Raw genomic sequence first — 17255 nt, 5'->3', positions numbered from 1 at the left:
TTTAAACTATAGCTGTTCAGTGAGAGGAAGTGAGCGCATGAAACAGACGAAACAAAAAGTAATTGATGCGGCAATATCGTTGTTTAACACGAAAGGTTATGATGGAACGTCGGTGCGAGAAATTGCAAAGCGAGCGGATGTGAATGTAGCGAATATTTCATATTATTTTGCTGGAAAGCAAGGGTTATTAGAACAGCTTATTACTGATTTTTTAGAAGGATATATTCACGTAATTGAAACGTCATTTGAACAGAGAGAATATTTATCGGCTAAAGATGTGATGGTGCAAATGGTGCGCGGGATTTTACGATATCAATTTGATAATAGAGAACTGACACGTTTTTTTTATAGAGAGCTTTCGCTTGATACGACATTAATTCGTGAAGTGATGACCGTTTATTTTTCTAGAGAAAGATATTATATAGAGCAAATCATTAAACAAGGACAAATGAATCAAGAATTTAAAAAGGTATCTTTTACAATGTTTATGACACAATTAAAAGGCATGATGAATATGCCGTTTTTATATCCGCAATATATATCAGAGGTGCTACACTCATTTCCGTCTGAGACGTTTTTCTTAGAAATGTATACGAAGGAAATTGAGCAATGGATGGAACGAACATTATATAAAGCGAGTATGTATTATGAACTACCAAGAGCTGTTCATATGTGAAAAATCCCCACCTAACGAACTGAGGTGGGGATTCTTATATGTTGTTTTCTTTGCCATAAATTGTTGCATACTAGCGCAATAATTGTTAATGAGGTGCTGGCAATTTCTATGTTATCGACGGTATAACTTTGAAACATAGAACCGATAAGTGCAAGTACAGGAACTAAATTCATAAATAATATGCCGTTAATAGATGAAATATATCGATTTCCCGTGTTCCAGCAAAATACAGCGATACCTCCCGCAACAATCGACATATAAAGGAGTTCAAAAGGAACGCTCATAATTGTATGTAGTGACGGTACAGAAATTATATTTGTGTAGGTATATTACCGATTTTAGCGGTTCATTACATATCAAAGTGTAAAGACTTATTAGAGGATACATATGAAATAGAATGGAAAATTGAGCATATGAAAGTATTAATAGAGTTATTTAAAGAGTGAAAAGTTGAAGCGATGTTCATCGATTCAGTAGTAGAAGGCGCTACATATATAAAAGAAATGCGGGAAGAAAAAATCGTTTGTGCTGTTTCAAATGATCATCCGTATAGAGTGAAAAAGGTAATCCGAATGGAAGAGTTGCAAAATGAACAGCTAATTGTATACCCAGAAATATGTGATGTAAGGAAAATGATTATGAATGTGTTTCAATGTATGGGCGCGAAACCAATAATTGCGGTTGAAACATCTTATGCAGAACCGATGATTGCGATGGTAGGAGCTGGACTTGGTATAACATTGCTTCCGGAAACCGCTTTACAGTAAGCCGTAATGCAAGGTAACGTACGTGCGATTTCTGTAGAACCACCACTAATGCGAAAGATTTATTTAGTCTCTCATATGAAAGAGAGCTCGTTATCCTGCATTAACTGCCCGTAAAAGTCTTACCTTTATTGCATTCATTTGAGGACGGATAATGGAATAAGTGGAATATTAAGAAATATTACAATCACATGTAAAGAAACATGAAATTTTAAAAAAAACTAGGTCAAAAACACGTCATTACATGGTATGATTAGAACATTGTTAGTTGTTAAATATAGGGGAATTCCCTTTTTATACATAATGCCTTCCATTTCATAAACGGAACGGACAAAAAAAGAGATATAACTAGGAGGCTTTTTTGCATGGATTCTATCCTGACGATCGTTATCATTGTAGTAAGCTCTATTCTAGTGCTGCTCATGATAGAGCTTGTGATAAGAAATCGTTCATATAAAGATATTGAAGCACTGGAGCAGTGGAAACAAGAGATAAAAGATAAACCTGTGGCAGATGAACTAAAGCGGGTAAAAGATTTAAATATGACAGGTCAAACAGAAGAGCTGTTTGGTAAATGGCGTGAAGAGTGGGATGAAATTGTATCAACAACTCTTCCGAAAGCTGAAAAAGATTTAGGGCAAGCGCGAAAATTCGCCTCGCAATTCTCCTTCCGCAAAGCAAAGCATGCGATGAAAGAATCCATAAGTGGTTTAGATGACGCTGATAATCGTATTACAGACATTTTAAATGAATTACAGCAACTGTTAGAAAGCCATGAGAAAAATAGCGCGGAAATTGAAGGGTTACGTGATACATATCGTAGTATGAAAAAGAGCGTTCTTGCTCATCGACACATGTATGGAGCAGCTGAGCAAAAAATTGAAGAGATGTTAGATGTTGAATCCGAGAAGTTCAAAACTTTTGAAGAGGCAACAGATAATGGTGATTATTTAAAAGCGAGAGAAATTGTTATTAGTTTAGAAGAAGGTTTAGCAAGTTTAGAAATCGTTATTCATCAAATTCCGGATTTATTGGTAGAGTGTCAAGCGACATTACCAGTTCAGCTGGAAGATTTATTACAAGGTCATGATGATATGATAAGACAAGGCTATGTATTAGAGTATTTGGAAATCCCTAAAGAAGTCCGCGATATGACGACACAACTACACACATGTTTAATGGATATACAGGAACTTCATATAACAGAAGCAGCAGAAAAAGTAGAGAACTTAAAAACTCGTTTAGACAGTTTTTATGATCAACTTGAACAAGAAGTGCATGCGAAACATTATGTGGAGCAAAAAACACTGTCTGTTTATGAAGATTTAGAAGAAATTCGTACAGAAACAATCGAAACGAAAATAGAAACACAACTTGTAAAACAAAGTTATCAATTACAAGACAAAGATATTGAGTCACAAAAAGTAATTGAAAAGCAAATGCATATTTTAATGAAACGTTTTGAAGTGTTACAAATACGCGTTGCTGAACAAGATATTGCATTCTCTATTATTCGTGAGGAACTAGAAGAGGTTTATGAGCAATGTGAAACTTTAAAAGTACTTCATGCAGAATATAAAGAAATGCTGCAAACGATGCGCAAAGAAGAATTTGAAGCACGTGAGAAGTTACAAGAAATGCGAAATACAATTTTTGAGACGAAACGTTTTATGCAAAAGTCGAATTTACCAGGTCTTCCAGAGAGTATTATGGAAGATTTACAAAAAGGGCAAATGGCGATGCAGGCTGTATATGAGCAATTAGAAGTAAAGCCGTTAAATATGAATACTGTAAATAGCAGTTTAGAAGAAGCATACACAGTTGTGAATGGTGTATCTGAAATGACAGAAGAATTAATTGGACAAGCTTATTTAGTTGAAAAACTAATTCAATACGGTAACCGATACCGCAGTCATGATGAGAATCTTGCAGAAAGCTTAAATTATGCGGAGAAATTATTCCGTGAATATCAATACGATGCAGCTTTAGAACAAGCGGCTTCTATATTAGAGCAACTTGAACCTGGTGTTGTTCAAAAAATAGCTGAATATGTAGACAATGAGCAAACCCTTTAATAAAGGGTTTGTTTTTTTGTGTAATTTTGAAGTCGATGTTGCTATAATGAATAGCGGAATACAGTAAGGTTGTTCGTTTCAAAATAAAGTGAAACCATAAGTGATGGGGTTTCATCCACCACTGATTATTAATCTTCACCACTCAGTATGCCTGCAAATGGCCGGGGGAAATGTACACTTTTATATAAAAACGGAACCTTTGAGTAGTCTTAGCGTAATTACACGTATTTGTGATATGATTATATGATGTGATAGCGCTGAAAGGGGAAGAACGATGATCTATTTTGATAATAGTGCGACGACGAAGCCATATCCAGAAGCGCTTCAATCGTACGTAACGGTTGCAGGGAAATATTTTGGTAATCCTTCTTCTATCCACTCGCTTGGAGGAGAGGCAGAGCGTCTATTAACACAATCGAGAACGATTGCGGCACAGCTCCTTCACGTTAAACCTTCTGAAATTATTTTCACATCAGGTGGAACGGAAGGGAATAACCTTGCGATTAAAGGGATAGCGATGAGGAATCGTTCGCGCGGCAAACATATCATTACAACAAATATTGAACACGCGTCTGTGTTTGAAGCATATAAACAATTAGAAGATCTCGGTTTTGATGTAACGTATTTACCGGTTAACGAGCACGGTGTTGTATCGGTAGAAGATCTAAAACGAGCACTTCGTGAAGATACGATTCTTGTGTCAATTATTCACGTGAACAACGAGACTGGAGCGATTCAGCCCGTTGCTGAAATTGGAACATTATTAACGAACTATCCGAAAATAAGATTCCACGTGGACCATGTACAAGGGATAGGAAAAGTACCACTTGATTTATACGCTTCTCATATTGACCTTTGTTCAATATCTGGACATAAATTTCATAGCGTAAAGGGGACAGGTCTTCTTTACGTACGTGATGGTGTAAGATTAGATCCAATCTTATCAGGTGGTCAACAAGAGCTCAAGTATCGTTCAGGTACAGAAAATTTACCTGGTATTGTAGCGATGGTGAAAGCACTTCGTATGACGATGGAACAAGTGAAAGAAAAGATAGTTCATTTGCAAAATTTACAAACAGAGCTGGTCCGTTTCTTTAAAGAGATGGAAACTGTAACGATTAATACATCACTTGAATATGCGGCACCGCACATTTTAAATGTATCATTTGTCGGTTTAAAACCAGAAGTAGTCGTTCATGCTTTAGAAGAGCATGGTGTATATGTATCGACGAAGTCTGCTTGTTCTTCAAAAGCAAATGAAGTGAGCAGAGTACTAGTGGCAATGGGAGTACCGCACGCCGCAGCTACAAGTGCGATTCGCATTAGTCTAGCACCAGACAACACGATGGAAGAAGTAAAACAATTTGAAGGTATTGTTAAAGAGACGATGCCAAAATTATATGAAGTGATGAGGTAAAGAAATATGATGACATATGAATATATTTTAGTTCGTTATGGAGAAATGACGACAAAAGGAAAGAACCGTTCTAAGTTTGTAAGTACGTTAAAAGATAATGTGAAATTCAAATTAAAAAAATTCCCAAACATTAAAATTGATGCAACACATGATCGTATGTACATTCAGTTAAATGGTGAAGACCATGAAGCAATTTCTGAAAGATTGAAAGATGTATTTGGTATTCATAAGTTTAACTTAGCAATGAAAGTACCATCAGAATTAGAAGATATTAAAAAAGGTGCATTAGCAGCTTTCTTACAAGTAAAAGGTGATGTGAAAACATTTAAAATTACAGTGCACCGCTCTGATAAGCGCTTCCCAATGAAGACGATGGAGTTACTTCCAGAAATCGGTGGGCACATTTTAGAAAATACAGAGGATATCACAGTAGATGTTCATAATCCAGATGTGAATGTACGTATAGAAATTCGCAGTGGTTACAGCTATATTATGTGTGGTGAGCACATGGGAGCTGGCGGTTTACCAGTTGGTGTTGGCGGAAAAGTAATGGTACTTCTTTCTGGTGGTATCGATAGCCCGGTAGCAACTTACTTAACGATGAAACGCGGCGTATCTGTGGAAGCAGTTCACTTCCATAGTCCACCTTTCACAAGCGAGCGCGCGAAACAAAAAGTAATCGATTTAGCACAAGAGTTAACGAAATACTGTAAACGTGTAACACTTCACCTTGTTCCATTTACTGAAGTGCAAAAAACGATTAATAAAGAAATTCCATCTAGCTATTCTATGACAGTTATGCGTCGTATGATGATGCGTATTACAGAGCGTATTGCAGAGGAGCGTAATGCACTTGCAATTACGACTGGTGAAAGTCTTGGACAAGTAGCGAGCCAAACGTTAGATAGTATGCATACGATTAACGAAGTGACAAACTATCCTGTTATTCGCCCGCTTATTACGATGGATAAATTAGAAATTATTAAAATTGCAAAAGAAATTGGAACGTATGATATTTCAATTCGTCCATATGAAGACTGCTGTACAGTGTTTACACCAGCAAGTCCATCGACGAAACCGAAGCGTGAGAAAGCAAATCGTTTTGAAGCGAAGTACGATTTCGCGCCGTTAATTGAAGAGGCTGTAGCGAACAAAGAAACAATGGTATTACAAACAGTAGAAGTAGTGGCTGAAGAAGAAAAATTCGAAGAACTTTTCTAAACCCATAAATTACCACATTCAAATGTGCATGAAGTCATGTTGTTTATCACACTCTATACTCACAAGGAGGTGATACAACATGGCAAGCACAAATAAATTAGCAGTATCTGGTGCTCAAGCAGCATTAGATCAAATGAAATACGAAATCGCTCAAGAGTTTGGTGTTCAACTTGGAGCTGATGCAACATCTCGCGCTAACGGATCTGTTGGTGGCGAAATTACTAAACGTCTAGTTTCACTAGCTGAGCAACAATTAGGCGGTTACCAAAAATAATCCCATATACGATGGCTTAGAAAGAGCGGGTTCTCCCGCTCTTTCTTTTTGTCGTTTTCGTCGTTATTTGCCGATGAATCGTTATGTTAAAAACATCGTCGCTATACATTCATACATCAATTCGACATAAATATAAAAAAATTGTCAAAAGAAGAGGGTTCAAAATTTACTGAAAATTCCTTATTATATAAGGGAGGCATAGAAATAAAGGAGGATGTTATATGAAGAGAGAGGAATTGTTAGCGCCGCCGTCTTATAATTTAGTTTCGGAAATAGAGAAATATACGAGTGATAAAGAGAAGCTTGCTTTAATTTGGCAAGATGATAAAGGGAATAGACGAGAGATTACATATTTTGAATTAATGCAAGGTGCGAATAGAATTGGAAACGCTTTTATAAAAAGTGGCTTACAAAAAGGGGACAAGCTCCTTATTATGATGCCGCGCTTAATTGAAGCTTACATGACGTATATTGCTGCGATTAAAGCAGGATTTGTCGTTATTCCAAGCTCAGAAATGTTGCGTAAAAAAGATATCGAGTATCGTATTGGGCACGGAGAAGTAAAGGCTATCGTAAGTTACGAACCGTATATTGGACAATTTGACGGCGTAGAAGCGGTGGAATCTCTTCAAAAATTCGTCCTGAGCGAGCGATCAGTAGATGGATGGACGAATTTAAAAACAGCATTAGAAACGGAAAGTGATACGTTAGAAATGGCGAAGACGGATAAAGAAGATATGGTCTTTTTATCTTATACGTCAGGGACGACAGGGAATCCAAAAGGAGTTGTTCATACGCATGCCTGGGCATACGCTCATTTACGTACAAGCGCCCCGAACTGGCTCGGAATCGAAGAAGAAGATGTTGTATGGGCAACGGCTAGTCCAGGTTGGCAAAAATGGATTTGGAGCCCGTTTGTAGCGACTCTCGGTTCAGGTGCAACAGGATTTGTATACAATGGTAAGTTTGAACCAAAAACGTATTTAAATTTATTAGGTGATAATAAGGTGAATGTACTTTGTTGTACACCGACTGAGTATAGATTAATGGCAAAGGTAGAAAACTTAAGTGAGTACAATTTAGAAGCGTTACATAGCGCTGTATCGGCAGGTGAGCCGTTAAACAGGGAAGTCATTGAAACGTTCCAAAGGTATTTCGATATTACAGTAAGAGACGGTTATGGGCAAACGGAAAACACATTACTCGTTGGGATAATGAAAGGGATGGACATTAGACCAGGATCAATGGGAAAACCGACGCCAGGCAACCATGTTGATATCGTAAATGAAGAAGGAACTCCTGTACAGGTAGGAGAAGTTGGTGATATTGCAGTTCACATTGAAACACCAGCACTCTTTAAACAATATTATAAAGACGATGAGCGCACAGCGATGCAATTCCGTGGTGATTATTATATTACGGGTGATAAAGCGAAAAAAGATGAAGAAGGCTATTTCTGGTTTGAAGGGCGCGGTGATGATATTATTATTAGCTCTGGCTATACAATCGGCCCGTTTGAAGTAGAAGATGCGCTTGTAAAACATCCTTACGTAAGAGAATGTGCGGTTGTTGCAAGCCCTGATGAAATTCGCGGAAGTGTCGTGAAGGCATTTATCGTATTAAGAGAGAATATAGACAAGAACGAAGAAACATTAATTCCAGTGCTCCAACAACACGTCAAAGAATTGACTGCACCATATAAATACCCTCGCAAAATTGAATTTGTAGATGAACTACCAAAAACGATTTCCGGAAAAATTCGCCGTATTGAACTTAGAAAACAAGAAATGGAGCTTCCTTCAAAATAATTTTGAAAATAGGGAAGTAAATAGTTGAATGAAATGTAAAACGATGATATTATAAAAACGAACACAAGTTCGATTTTGTAAATTAAAAAAAGAGGTGTCCGTATGATTTTAGGTATTAATCCGTACTTAGTTTTAGATGGTAGTGGGCAAGAAGCTGTACAGTTTTACAAAGAGGCGTTAGACGCAAACGTAGAAGTAATGCAAACTTTTGGTGACATGCCTGAAAATCCAGAATACCCAATTCCAGCTGAAGCGAAAGAGCGCGTTTTACATGCTACTTTAAAAGTTGGTAATACGGACCTTATGATTTCTGATACATTCCCAGGTCAAGGGCATGCAATCGGATCTCAAGTAACAATCGCAATTCAAATTAATAATGCAGAAAAAGCGAAAGAAGTATTTGATAAGTTACAAGAAGGTGGAGAAGTTATTATGCCACTTCAAGAAACGTTCTGGAGCCCAGCATACGGACAATTAAAAGATAAATTTAGCATTGAATGGCAAATTACAACGAACCCTACTGAACAAAATTAATTTTTGGAAAAGTACCATTTTTAATCGAAATGGTGCTTTTTTTATACGTACTAATTTCGTAGACTAAAGGAAAAAGGGGATGGGCATATGGGAGAAATTTGGTATGGCGGCACCATTTACACAATGCGAGAAGAGAATGAAAAAGTAGAAGCCGTTTACGTCGAAGATGGCGTCATTGTTGATGTGGGGAATAAAGAAGTGTTAGAGAACCGATATTCTGCGGTGAAGTTGTACGATTTAAAAGGGAAAACGATGATTCCAGGTCTTGTTGATAGCCATATGCATCTTATTGGGCATGGGGAGAGGTTACTTCGTCTAGATTTATCAAATTGTACATCTTATAAAGAAGTGCTTACTCTTGTTCAGAAGCGCGTAGAAGAAGCGCCAAAAGGATCTTGGATTATCGGAGAAGGATGGAATGAAAATAATTTTACAGATACAAAACAAGTTCATGTACGTGATTTAGATGAAATCTCTAAAGAACATCCGATTTTATTAAAGCGTGTTTGTCGTCACGTGACATGGGTGAATTCATACATATTGCAAGAAGCGAATATAACAGAAGCGACGCAAGATCCAAAGGGCGGGAAAATTGGCCGTGATGCGTCAAATAATTTAACAGGACTTTTATATGAGCAAGGACAAGAGTTAATTAAACATGTTCAGCCCGAAATAGATGGAGTGTATTTGCAAAGTGCTCTGCAAACAGCGATTTCAGACTGCTGGCAATACGGACTCGTTGGCGGACATACGGAAGACTTAAATTATTATGGCGGCTTTCAAAAAACGTACAATGCGTTTTCACACGTTATAAAAGAAATGCGGTTTAAAGCGCATTTACTCGTTCACCATGAAGTAGCGAATGAACGAAAAGAATATGAAAATGAGAACTATATTGAATTTGGTGCGATGAAAATTTTTTCTGACGGCTCTTTTGGCGGAAGAACAGCTTTATTAAGTGAACCGTATGAAGATGCGAAGGGAACAAATGGAGTTGCCATTTTCTCACGTGAAGAGCTTGCAGGTTTAGTGAAAAAAGCACGAGATTTACATATGCCAGTTGCGATTCATACAATTGGTGATTTATCGCTTGAATATGTCATTGATGCGCTTGAATTACATCCACCAGCAGAAGGATTACGTGACCGTATTATTCATTGTCAGCTAGCTCGTGAAGAGTTGATTGAAAGAATGAAACACTTGCCAGCTATTATTGATATTCAACCAGTCTTTGTTTCATCGGATTTTCCATCAGTGATTGAAAAACTAGGAGACCATCGTCTTCGTTATGCGTATGCTTGGAAGACGTTACTGGACGCAGGATTACACTGTAATGGAGGCTCTGATGCTCCAATTGAACAAGTGAATCCGTTTTTAGGTATATATAGTGCTGTTACACGTAGAAGTTTTATTGATGGTGTATGTTATATCCCAGAAGAAAGATTAACGGTGTATGAGGCTGTTTCTTTATTTACAACAGGAAGTGCGTATGCAATTGGAAAAGAAGGAAAGCGAGGACAAATTACAAAAGGATATGAAGCAGACTTTACGATATTAGACCGCAATGTTTTTGAAATTGAGGCGGAAGAAATAAAAGAAGTACAGGCAGAAATGACCGTCATTGATGGGGAGATTGTTTATAGAAAAGACGTGTGAAAATATATCAGCGATTTTCGGAATATATCAACCGCAACTCGAAATATATCGACCATAACTTGAAATATATCAGCGATTATTAAAATATATCGACTTACCGACAAAAGCTGACAATAATGGCGACTGCATAGTAAGAGATGGCTGCCCACACCAATCGGGGGAAATAAAAGACCGCAAAATTATGGGATCCCATAATTCTGCGGTTATTTTAATACTATAAAAATGTTCTCTGTACTTTTTCCCAGAAAGAGTTGTTTTTTAATTTAACAGTTTTAATTTGTTTATCGCTTAAACGAACAACGGCTTTTTCCACTTGTTTAATGCTAAGTGCTTCGTTATCCATGCCGATAACAGGATAATCATTTCCATCTGGTTTAAGTGTTAAAGTTAACGTACGCTCGTGATTTAAAAGGAATGGTGACCCGAGTGTACGGTATGTGTTGTTATTTAAAGATGCTAGTTCGCTTACTTGGAAACATGGGATAAGTGGATCGACAACTGCACCATGTAATGATTTATTGTAAGCGGTACTTCCTGTTGGTGTGGAGATAACTAATCCATCACCTCTAAAGGTTTCGAAATGTAAATTGTCGACGTGTACATCTACGACAAGTGTTTTAATGATACTAGAGCGTAATGTGAATTCATTTAAACAATGGAAAGATGTACCGTGATCTACATCTACTTTAATTGTTGGATATTTTCGCACTTCAATTTCGTTTTTTGTAATTTCTTGAAGGGCTGTATCAACGTGATCGATGTGGAAATCGCAGTAGAAAGAAATTTCATCTTTCGTAGAAATACCTGCGTATAAGCAATCTTCTCTAAAGCCGGTTTTACGAACGGCTTGTAAGAAAGTCCCATCATCTCCAACGCTGACGATAGCGTTTGCATTTTTGGGATGATCTAATATGGTAAATCCATTCTCCTCTAAAATACGATATACTGGCTTCATTTTTTCAACGAGCGTTACTTTGTCATCACCATAAAAGAAAAATAAATTGCGACGATTTGCCATTATGTATCCCTCCACTGCAGTTAAATTTTCTAGTCTTAGTTCTACATATCGTCAGAGTATGTTTCTGGATGATATGTTCAAATAGTATATTTCGATATAAATTGTCAAAATTCCTTTTTATTTTTAGAAAAATTTTTATATTCAATTTTATCAAAGTCTGTTTAATGATGAATAAACTTGTCGATAATGGGTATGGAGTGAAAGGATGGTACGAATGAAGTGGCTCGTAATTGGAATGATAATTCTTCTACTTTTTATTTTGCTTATACTATTATCGAAAATATCGCTTAAGGTGACGTTTTTATATTCAGAAATGGAAAAACAATGTTTATTTCAAGTGAAAATATGGATGATTCGATATACGTTTGATGTATTGGAAAGAATTGAAAAACAGCAGAAGAAGACAGGACAAAAAATTAAAAAAGCTGAAGAGGACGGCGGAATAGATAATAAAATTATGGCACAACTCGATAGTATAGGGGAACTGATAAAAAAGCTTCAAGACGTTCATACTATTGTTAAAGATTTTCTCAAAAGAGTGAAAATCAATGGTTGGAAATGGCATACGCAAATTGGAGCAGGCGACGCGGCTAGTACTGGAATTGTCACTGGATATGCATGGGGGACAAAAGGAATGGCTGCTGGAGTTGTAGGACAATATATGCATATTGTCGACGTACCAGAATTTGAAATTACTCCTGTTTTTCAAGGAAAGGGATTTGCATCAAGATGCGAGTTAACAGCATCTTTTCGTATATTCCGTACTGTAAAAACAGCGATAAAATTACTCATGTTTATGAGAAAGCAAAAATCTGGTATGACAGAAAAATCTGTTCAAGCATAGGGGGGATATAGAATGGACCATCCAATTCAAGGTTTAATGACAACCGCAATGCAGCATTTAAAACAAATGACTGATGTAAATACAATTGTTGGTGACCCAATTAAAGCGGCAGATGGAAGTGTAATTCTTACAGTTTCGAAAGTCAGTTTTGGATTTGCTGCTGGTGGAAGTGAATTTGGTAAAGTAGAACATTCAGGCCGTCATCCATTTGGCGGGGGAAGTGGTGGAGGCGTTTCTATTAATCCTGTTGCCTTTCTTGTTATAAATGGAGAAGGTGTGAAAGTATTACACTTAGATAAGCAAACACACGTCATCGATAAAATAATTGAATTAGCGCCACAAGCTGTTGATAAAGTGAAAGAAATGATGGATAAACGAAAAGAAGATGATCCTGAATTTCAAATTTAACGAATAAAGAAGCTGATCAGTGGATTAGCTTCTTTAATTTTTTTGTAAATAAAGCGATTTTATTTGCATTATCGATAGGGACAAACTATCATTTACATTGTACATATTTTGTTTAAAATAAGGGAGGATTTTTAAGTGGCAAATGTAACTTTTAAAGGTAACCCAATGACTTTAGTTGGAACAGAAGTTAAAGTTGGCGATCAAGCGCCTAACTTCCAAGTATTAGCAAATGACTTATCTCCAGTAAGTTTAGAAACATACAAAGGTGAAGTGAAATTAATTAGTGTTGTACCTTCAATCGACACAGGTGTATGTGATGCACAAACTCGTCGTTTTAACGAAGATGCAGCAGGTATTGAAAACGCGAAAGTATTAACAATTAGCGCTGATTTACCATTCGCTCAAAAACGCTGGTGTGCAGCAAACGGTTTAGAAAATGTTGTAACACTTTCTGATCACCGTGACCTTTCATTCGGTGAAGCTTACGGCTTAGTAATGAAAGAACTTCGTTTACTTGCTCGTGCAGTATTCGTAGTAGATAGCAATGACAAAGTAGTTTACGCAGAATACGTAGGCGAAGGTACAAGCCATCCAAACTATGAAGCAGCATTAGAAGCAGCTAAATCTGCGAAGTAATGTAAATGAAGACGACCTCTCATTAAAGTTTTACTTTAGAAGAGGTCGTCTTTTCTCATGTATTGTTAACCGAACCAATATATGAGAAAAGACGTTACATCATAAACAACTTGAAGGGGAGCTCTTTGCAAGAGGTCGCTTTTTCTTTTGGGAAAAATTTAGATTATGGTATGATATAAGTTATGTGTAAAAGAGAGAAGGAGGAATGTACGTGAGTCAGGCAGTAGAAACATTATTTTCTATTTTTGATTCTTCTACGGTAGTTTTACGTAAAGAATTAGATGTAACATATTTAGAGGCGCTTGTAGAAACAGGTGATAACTTGTTTGAAGGAGCGATTTTACAAGAGGAATTATCCGAATCAACAATTGAAAGGTTGAATCGTGAATATAGTACGTTTAATGAAGAAACATATAAAGGGGAAGAAATTCGTAAAGCATTTCAGCTAGCCATTTTAAAAGGAATGAAAGAGGGCGTACAAGCGAATCACGAAATGACGCCAGATGCAGTTGGAATGTTCATGAGCTACTTATTCCATAAATTTATGCAAGGTCAAAAAGAAATTACTGTTTTAGACCCTGCAATTGGAACTGGTAACTTAATGACTACATTGTTTAATAGCGCCAAAGAAGAACTAACAATGAGTGGATTTGGTGTAGAAGTGGATGAGGTGTTAATTAAACTTGCTTTAGTAAATGCAAATTTACAAAAGCATGCAATCGAATTCTTCCACCAAGATGGACTAGCACCACTTTATATTGATCCAGTTGATGCAGTCGTTTCAGATTTACCAATTGGTTATTATCCAAATGAAATTGTTGCAAGTGAATATACATTAAAAGCAAATGAAGGAATGTCATATGCACATCACTTATTTATTGAACAAAGTGTGAAACATACGAAAGAAGGCGGGTATTTATTCTTCTTAGTACCAAACTTCATTTTTGAAAGTGATCAAGCGCCAAAGCTACATGCATTCATTAAAGAGACATGCTTTATTCAAGGATTATTACAGCTTCCTGTTTCCATGTTTAAAAACGAGAAAAATGCAAAAAGTATATTTGTTCTCCAAAAGAAAGGCCAAGGTGTAACAATGCCGAAACAGGCACTACTAGTGGAATTACCTAAATTCTCTAACATGAAGGCTATGGAGAACATTATGGATCAATTGAATACTTGGTTTGCAACACATAAATAATACGATATATATGTAACAGGGTTAGTAATTAATGTAGTACAGTTTTATAGGATATGTAATGTTTTTTAATATATACAAGATTTAACTGAATTTTTTTGAAATCTGTAATATATTTTTTTTCTTGGTGTTACAATTTTTTCACTTGAAATATATGTCGGACGATGTTTAAATTAAAATCGTGAGTATAAAATTTACTAATGATGAAACGTTTTCATAATGAGTGAATTTAATTAGATAAAATCGAGCGGTTTGTGGAATGATCCACACAACTACCAAGAGAAAAAGGGGCGAAAGACTAGATGTCAAAAATCATCGCGATTAACGCAGGAAGCTCTTCGTTAAAGTTCCAATTATTTGAAATGCCAAGTGAAACAGTATTAACAAAAGGTTTAGTAGAACGTATCGGTTTAGAAGATAGTATCTTCACAATTACTGTAAATGGCGAAAAACAAAAAGAAATTACAAACATCCCAGATCATGCAGTAGCAGTTAACATGCTTCTTAAGAAATTAACTGAAAACGGAATCGTAAAATCTCTTGATGAGATTGGCGGTATCGGTCACCGTGTTGTACACGGCGGCGAAAAATTTGCTGATTCTGTTTTAATTGATGCTGAAGTATTAGCTGATATCGAAGAATTAAGCGATTTAGCACCACTTCACAACCCAGCAAACCTTGTTGGTATTAAAGCATTCCAAGAAGTACTACCAAACGTACCAGCAGTAGCAGTATTCGATACAGCATTCCACCAAACAATGCCGGAATCTGCATTCCTATACAGCTTACCATATGAGTACTATGAGAAATTTGGCATCCGTAAATACGGTTTCCACGGAACTTCTCATAAATATGTAACTGAGCGTGCGGCTGAATTATTAGGTCGTCCAATTGAAAGCTTAAGCCTACTTTCTTGTCACTTAGGTAACGGTGCAAGTATCGCAGCAGTAGAAGGCGGTAAGTCTATCGATACTTCTATGGGCTTCACTCCACTTGCTGGTGTAACAATGGGTACACGTTCTGGTAACATTGACCCTGCGTTAATTCCATACATCATGGAAAAAACAGGCCAAACTGTAGAAGAAGTAGTTAGCGTATTAAACAAGAAGAGTGGTATGTTAGGTCTTACTGGTTACTCTAGTGACCTACGTGACATCATTGCGAAAGAAGAAGAAGGCGACCACCGTGCGAAAGTAGCACTTGACGTGTTCGTGAGCCGTATCCATAAATACATCGGTTCTTACACAGCTCGTATGAAAGGCGTTGACGCTATCATCTTTACAGCTGGTGTAGGTGAAAACAGTGCAATTATTCGTGAGCGCGTATTAGAAGGCCTTGAGTACATGGGCGTATACTTCGACGTAAAACGCAATAACGTGTTCGGTGAAGAAGCATTCATTAGCTTCCCACACTCTCCAGTAAAAATTATCGTAATTCCAACTGACGAAGAAGTTATGATTGCTCGTGACGTATTACGTCTTGGAGATATTGGTTAATATACTATATAAAAAAAGACGAGATCCTATAGGATTTCGTCTTTTTTCTTTTGGATATAGTTTAAAATTCCATCTGGATATAGCACTTTTTCCTTCTGAATGAAAGCTGTAATGGGAATCCATTTCGCATACGATACGGTTTGCTCATCTTGTATATTCATTTTTTCCATTTCATATAGTGATGTGTCTAATAAGCGTAAAGAATATAGCTGAATGATTTCATGACCAATTTCTCCATCAAGATGAAAGATATTTTCTAAGCAGCCTAAATAATTGGTGATTTCCACTTCTGTGTGAAGCTCTTCTTGAAATTCGCGAATAACAGTATGTGCTGATTTTTCACCAAGTTCAATTGATCCGCCAAGAGGTCGGTAATATGTTTCATCGCCTGTATGATATTCTTGTACGAGAAGGCGACCGTGATGTATAGCAATGCCAAAAGCTTTTGCACGTGGATACATATATAATCACTCCTTATTTATTTTGTATAAGGATGATTATAAGGCAGGGTGTGATAAAAGGTGACGTGTATTTAAGCGTTTGGCCGAATCGTGGTTCCATCAAATAAGTCATTCCAAAATGCTTCATTGTACTGATATACATCCATAATAGGGCATTTTATAACACAAATGTTTTGTAATCCCCAATCTTCTTGGGCGATAGTTGGTACATCTTCAGGAATGAGTAATAGGACAGAGAATGTATGTTTAACTATTTGAGATAAAATTTGTTCCAAGGAACGTGCTTCTTCGTATGTTCCTCCCGTCCGAATAAACAATGTGGATTCTGCCGTTTCGATTGTAGTTAGAAAACGATTAATTCGATGCTCATAGTTTAACTTAATTTCTGTATAAGAAGGCCAGGATGTTGGTGTGTTTACATCTGTTTTAAAGTCGTGACAGGAGTCGATTTCATATAGGCTGTCACGTAGTCTTAATTTCGCAGCATCATCCCAAAATGAGATGAAGGATAAGTTTTCGAACTGTAAAAAACGGTCAAATCGATTTTGTAATAATAAATTCACTTTTTCTAATGAAGGGCTTAGCATAAAATCGATAACACCAAAAAATGGTGATAATTCGAATTGATATAAAGCCCAAGCAGGCCAGCAGTTTTGTCCTAAGCTGAATACTGCATTATATTCTTTTTTTATATTGGATAGATTCATGTGATTCATCTCATCCTTTTTGCTAATATTTTATGTCACTAAAAAATGGTATGTGAATAAAGATA

General features: G+C 36.7%; 16 protein-coding genes and 2 pseudogenes. 14 read left to right on the top strand and 4 right to left on the bottom strand.

All coding sequences use genetic code 11. The features are described from left to right. Positions 1-37: 37 nt before the first annotated feature. Positions 38-676: a forespore capture DNA-binding protein RefZ gene (gene refZ, locus ABH960_RS06305; protein WP_002164973.1), complete on the top strand. Its 639-nt coding sequence runs from the start codon at positions 38-40 to the stop codon at positions 674-676. 11 nt (positions 677-687) lie between these two features. Here refZ and ABH960_RS06300 read toward each other — a convergent pair. Continuing rightward, positions 688-1002, bottom strand: a pseudogene (locus tag ABH960_RS06300) (EamA family transporter); the annotation flags it as partial. On the opposite strand from ABH960_RS06300, the pseudogene ABH960_RS06295 reads away from it, so the two are divergent. The 8 genes and pseudogenes from ABH960_RS06295 to ABH960_RS06260 all read left to right on the top strand — a co-directional run. Beyond that, positions 991-1557 (top strand): annotated as a pseudogene (locus ABH960_RS06295) (LysR family transcriptional regulator substrate-binding protein); the annotation flags it as partial. The pseudogenes ABH960_RS06300 and ABH960_RS06295 sit on opposite strands and share 12 nt — an antisense overlap. A 248-nt stretch (positions 1558-1805) precedes the next feature. Further along, a complete protein-coding gene (ezrA, locus tag ABH960_RS06290; RefSeq protein WP_002129414.1) occupies positions 1806-3515 on the top strand; it encodes a septation ring formation regulator EzrA in 1710 nt (569 codons plus the stop codon). A gap of 274 nt (positions 3516-3789) precedes the next feature. Then, positions 3790-4932 (top strand): cysteine desulfurase family protein, encoded by a 1143-nt coding sequence (locus tag ABH960_RS06285; protein WP_002167571.1) that lies wholly within the window; start codon positions 3790-3792, stop codon positions 4930-4932. A 6-nt stretch (positions 4933-4938) separates the two neighbouring features. Further along, positions 4939-6153, top strand: a complete 1215-nt coding sequence (thiI, locus tag ABH960_RS06280; RefSeq protein WP_002067574.1) for a tRNA uracil 4-sulfurtransferase ThiI — start codon at positions 4939-4941, stop codon at positions 6151-6153. Positions 6154-6232: 79 nt separating this feature from the next. Beyond that, positions 6233-6427, top strand: coding sequence for an alpha/beta-type small acid-soluble spore protein (locus tag ABH960_RS06275; RefSeq protein ID WP_000168891.1), 195 nt, complete (start codon positions 6233-6235; stop codon positions 6425-6427). Positions 6428-6648: 221 nt separating this feature from the next. After that, positions 6649-8235, top strand: coding sequence for an acyl-CoA synthetase MbcS (gene mbcS / locus ABH960_RS06270; protein WP_404443643.1), 1587 nt, complete (start codon positions 6649-6651; stop codon positions 8233-8235). Between the two features lie 102 nt (positions 8236-8337). Continuing rightward, entirely contained in the window at positions 8338-8769 is a 432-nt protein-coding gene (locus tag ABH960_RS06265) for a VOC family protein (RefSeq protein WP_404443640.1), read from the top strand. A gap of 87 nt (positions 8770-8856) precedes the next feature. Continuing rightward, positions 8857-10425 carry an amidohydrolase gene (locus ABH960_RS06260; protein WP_404443637.1) on the top strand — a complete coding sequence of 523 codons (1569 nt, stop codon included), beginning with the start codon at positions 8857-8859 and terminating at the stop codon, positions 10423-10425. Positions 10426-10639: 214 nt separating this feature from the next. On the opposite strand, the gene ABH960_RS06255 is transcribed toward ABH960_RS06260, so the two are convergent. Continuing rightward, the gene (locus ABH960_RS06255; protein WP_404443634.1) at positions 10640-11443 is read right to left on the bottom strand and encodes an NAD kinase; all 804 of its coding nucleotides are present in this window, start codon (positions 11441-11443) and stop codon (positions 10640-10642) included. Positions 11444-11648: 205 nt separating this feature from the next. Here ABH960_RS06255 and ABH960_RS06250 point away from each other — a divergent pair, with 205 nt between their 5' ends. The 5 genes from ABH960_RS06250 to ackA all read left to right on the top strand — a co-directional run bounded on the left by ABH960_RS06250 (position 11649) and on the right by ackA (position 16022). Then, complete coding sequence (locus ABH960_RS06250; protein WP_002129404.1) at positions 11649-12287, top strand: DUF2953 domain-containing protein; 639 nt, start codon at positions 11649-11651, stop codon at positions 12285-12287. 12 nt (positions 12288-12299) lie between these two features. After that, on the top strand, positions 12300-12695 hold the full coding sequence (gene ytfJ, locus ABH960_RS06245) for a GerW family sporulation protein (protein ID WP_000350005.1): 396 nt from the start codon (positions 12300-12302) through the stop codon (positions 12693-12695). A 135-nt stretch (positions 12696-12830) separates the two neighbouring features. Further along, a complete protein-coding gene (tpx, locus tag ABH960_RS06240; RefSeq protein ID WP_002015549.1) occupies positions 12831-13331 on the top strand; it encodes a thiol peroxidase in 501 nt (166 codons plus the stop codon). A 211-nt stretch (positions 13332-13542) separates the two neighbouring features. Further along, positions 13543-14529 carry a class I SAM-dependent methyltransferase gene (locus tag ABH960_RS06235; RefSeq protein ID WP_002015548.1) on the top strand — a complete coding sequence of 329 codons (987 nt, stop codon included), beginning with the start codon at positions 13543-13545 and terminating at the stop codon, positions 14527-14529. A gap of 299 nt (positions 14530-14828) precedes the next feature. Continuing rightward, on the top strand, positions 14829-16022 hold the full coding sequence (gene ackA, locus ABH960_RS06230) for an acetate kinase (protein ID WP_002015546.1): 1194 nt from the start codon (positions 14829-14831) through the stop codon (positions 16020-16022). A 26-nt stretch (positions 16023-16048) separates the two neighbouring features. Here ackA and ABH960_RS06225 read toward each other — a convergent pair whose 3' ends face one another. Continuing rightward, a complete protein-coding gene (locus ABH960_RS06225; RefSeq protein WP_002138624.1) occupies positions 16049-16483 on the bottom strand; it encodes an NUDIX hydrolase in 435 nt (144 codons plus the stop codon). 71 nt (positions 16484-16554) lie between these two features. After that, complete coding sequence (locus tag ABH960_RS06220) at positions 16555-17190, bottom strand: DUF1796 family putative cysteine peptidase (protein ID WP_404443627.1); 636 nt, start codon at positions 17188-17190, stop codon at positions 16555-16557. Between the last annotated feature and the right edge of the window lie 65 nt (positions 17191-17255).

Origin of the sequence: Bacillus sp. RC252, assembly GCF_044909215.1 — a bacterium.
Lineage (GTDB): Bacteria > Bacillota > Bacilli > Bacillales > Bacillaceae_G > Bacillus_A > Bacillus_A mycoides.
This window is presented reverse-complemented; position numbering and strand designations above follow the sequence as displayed.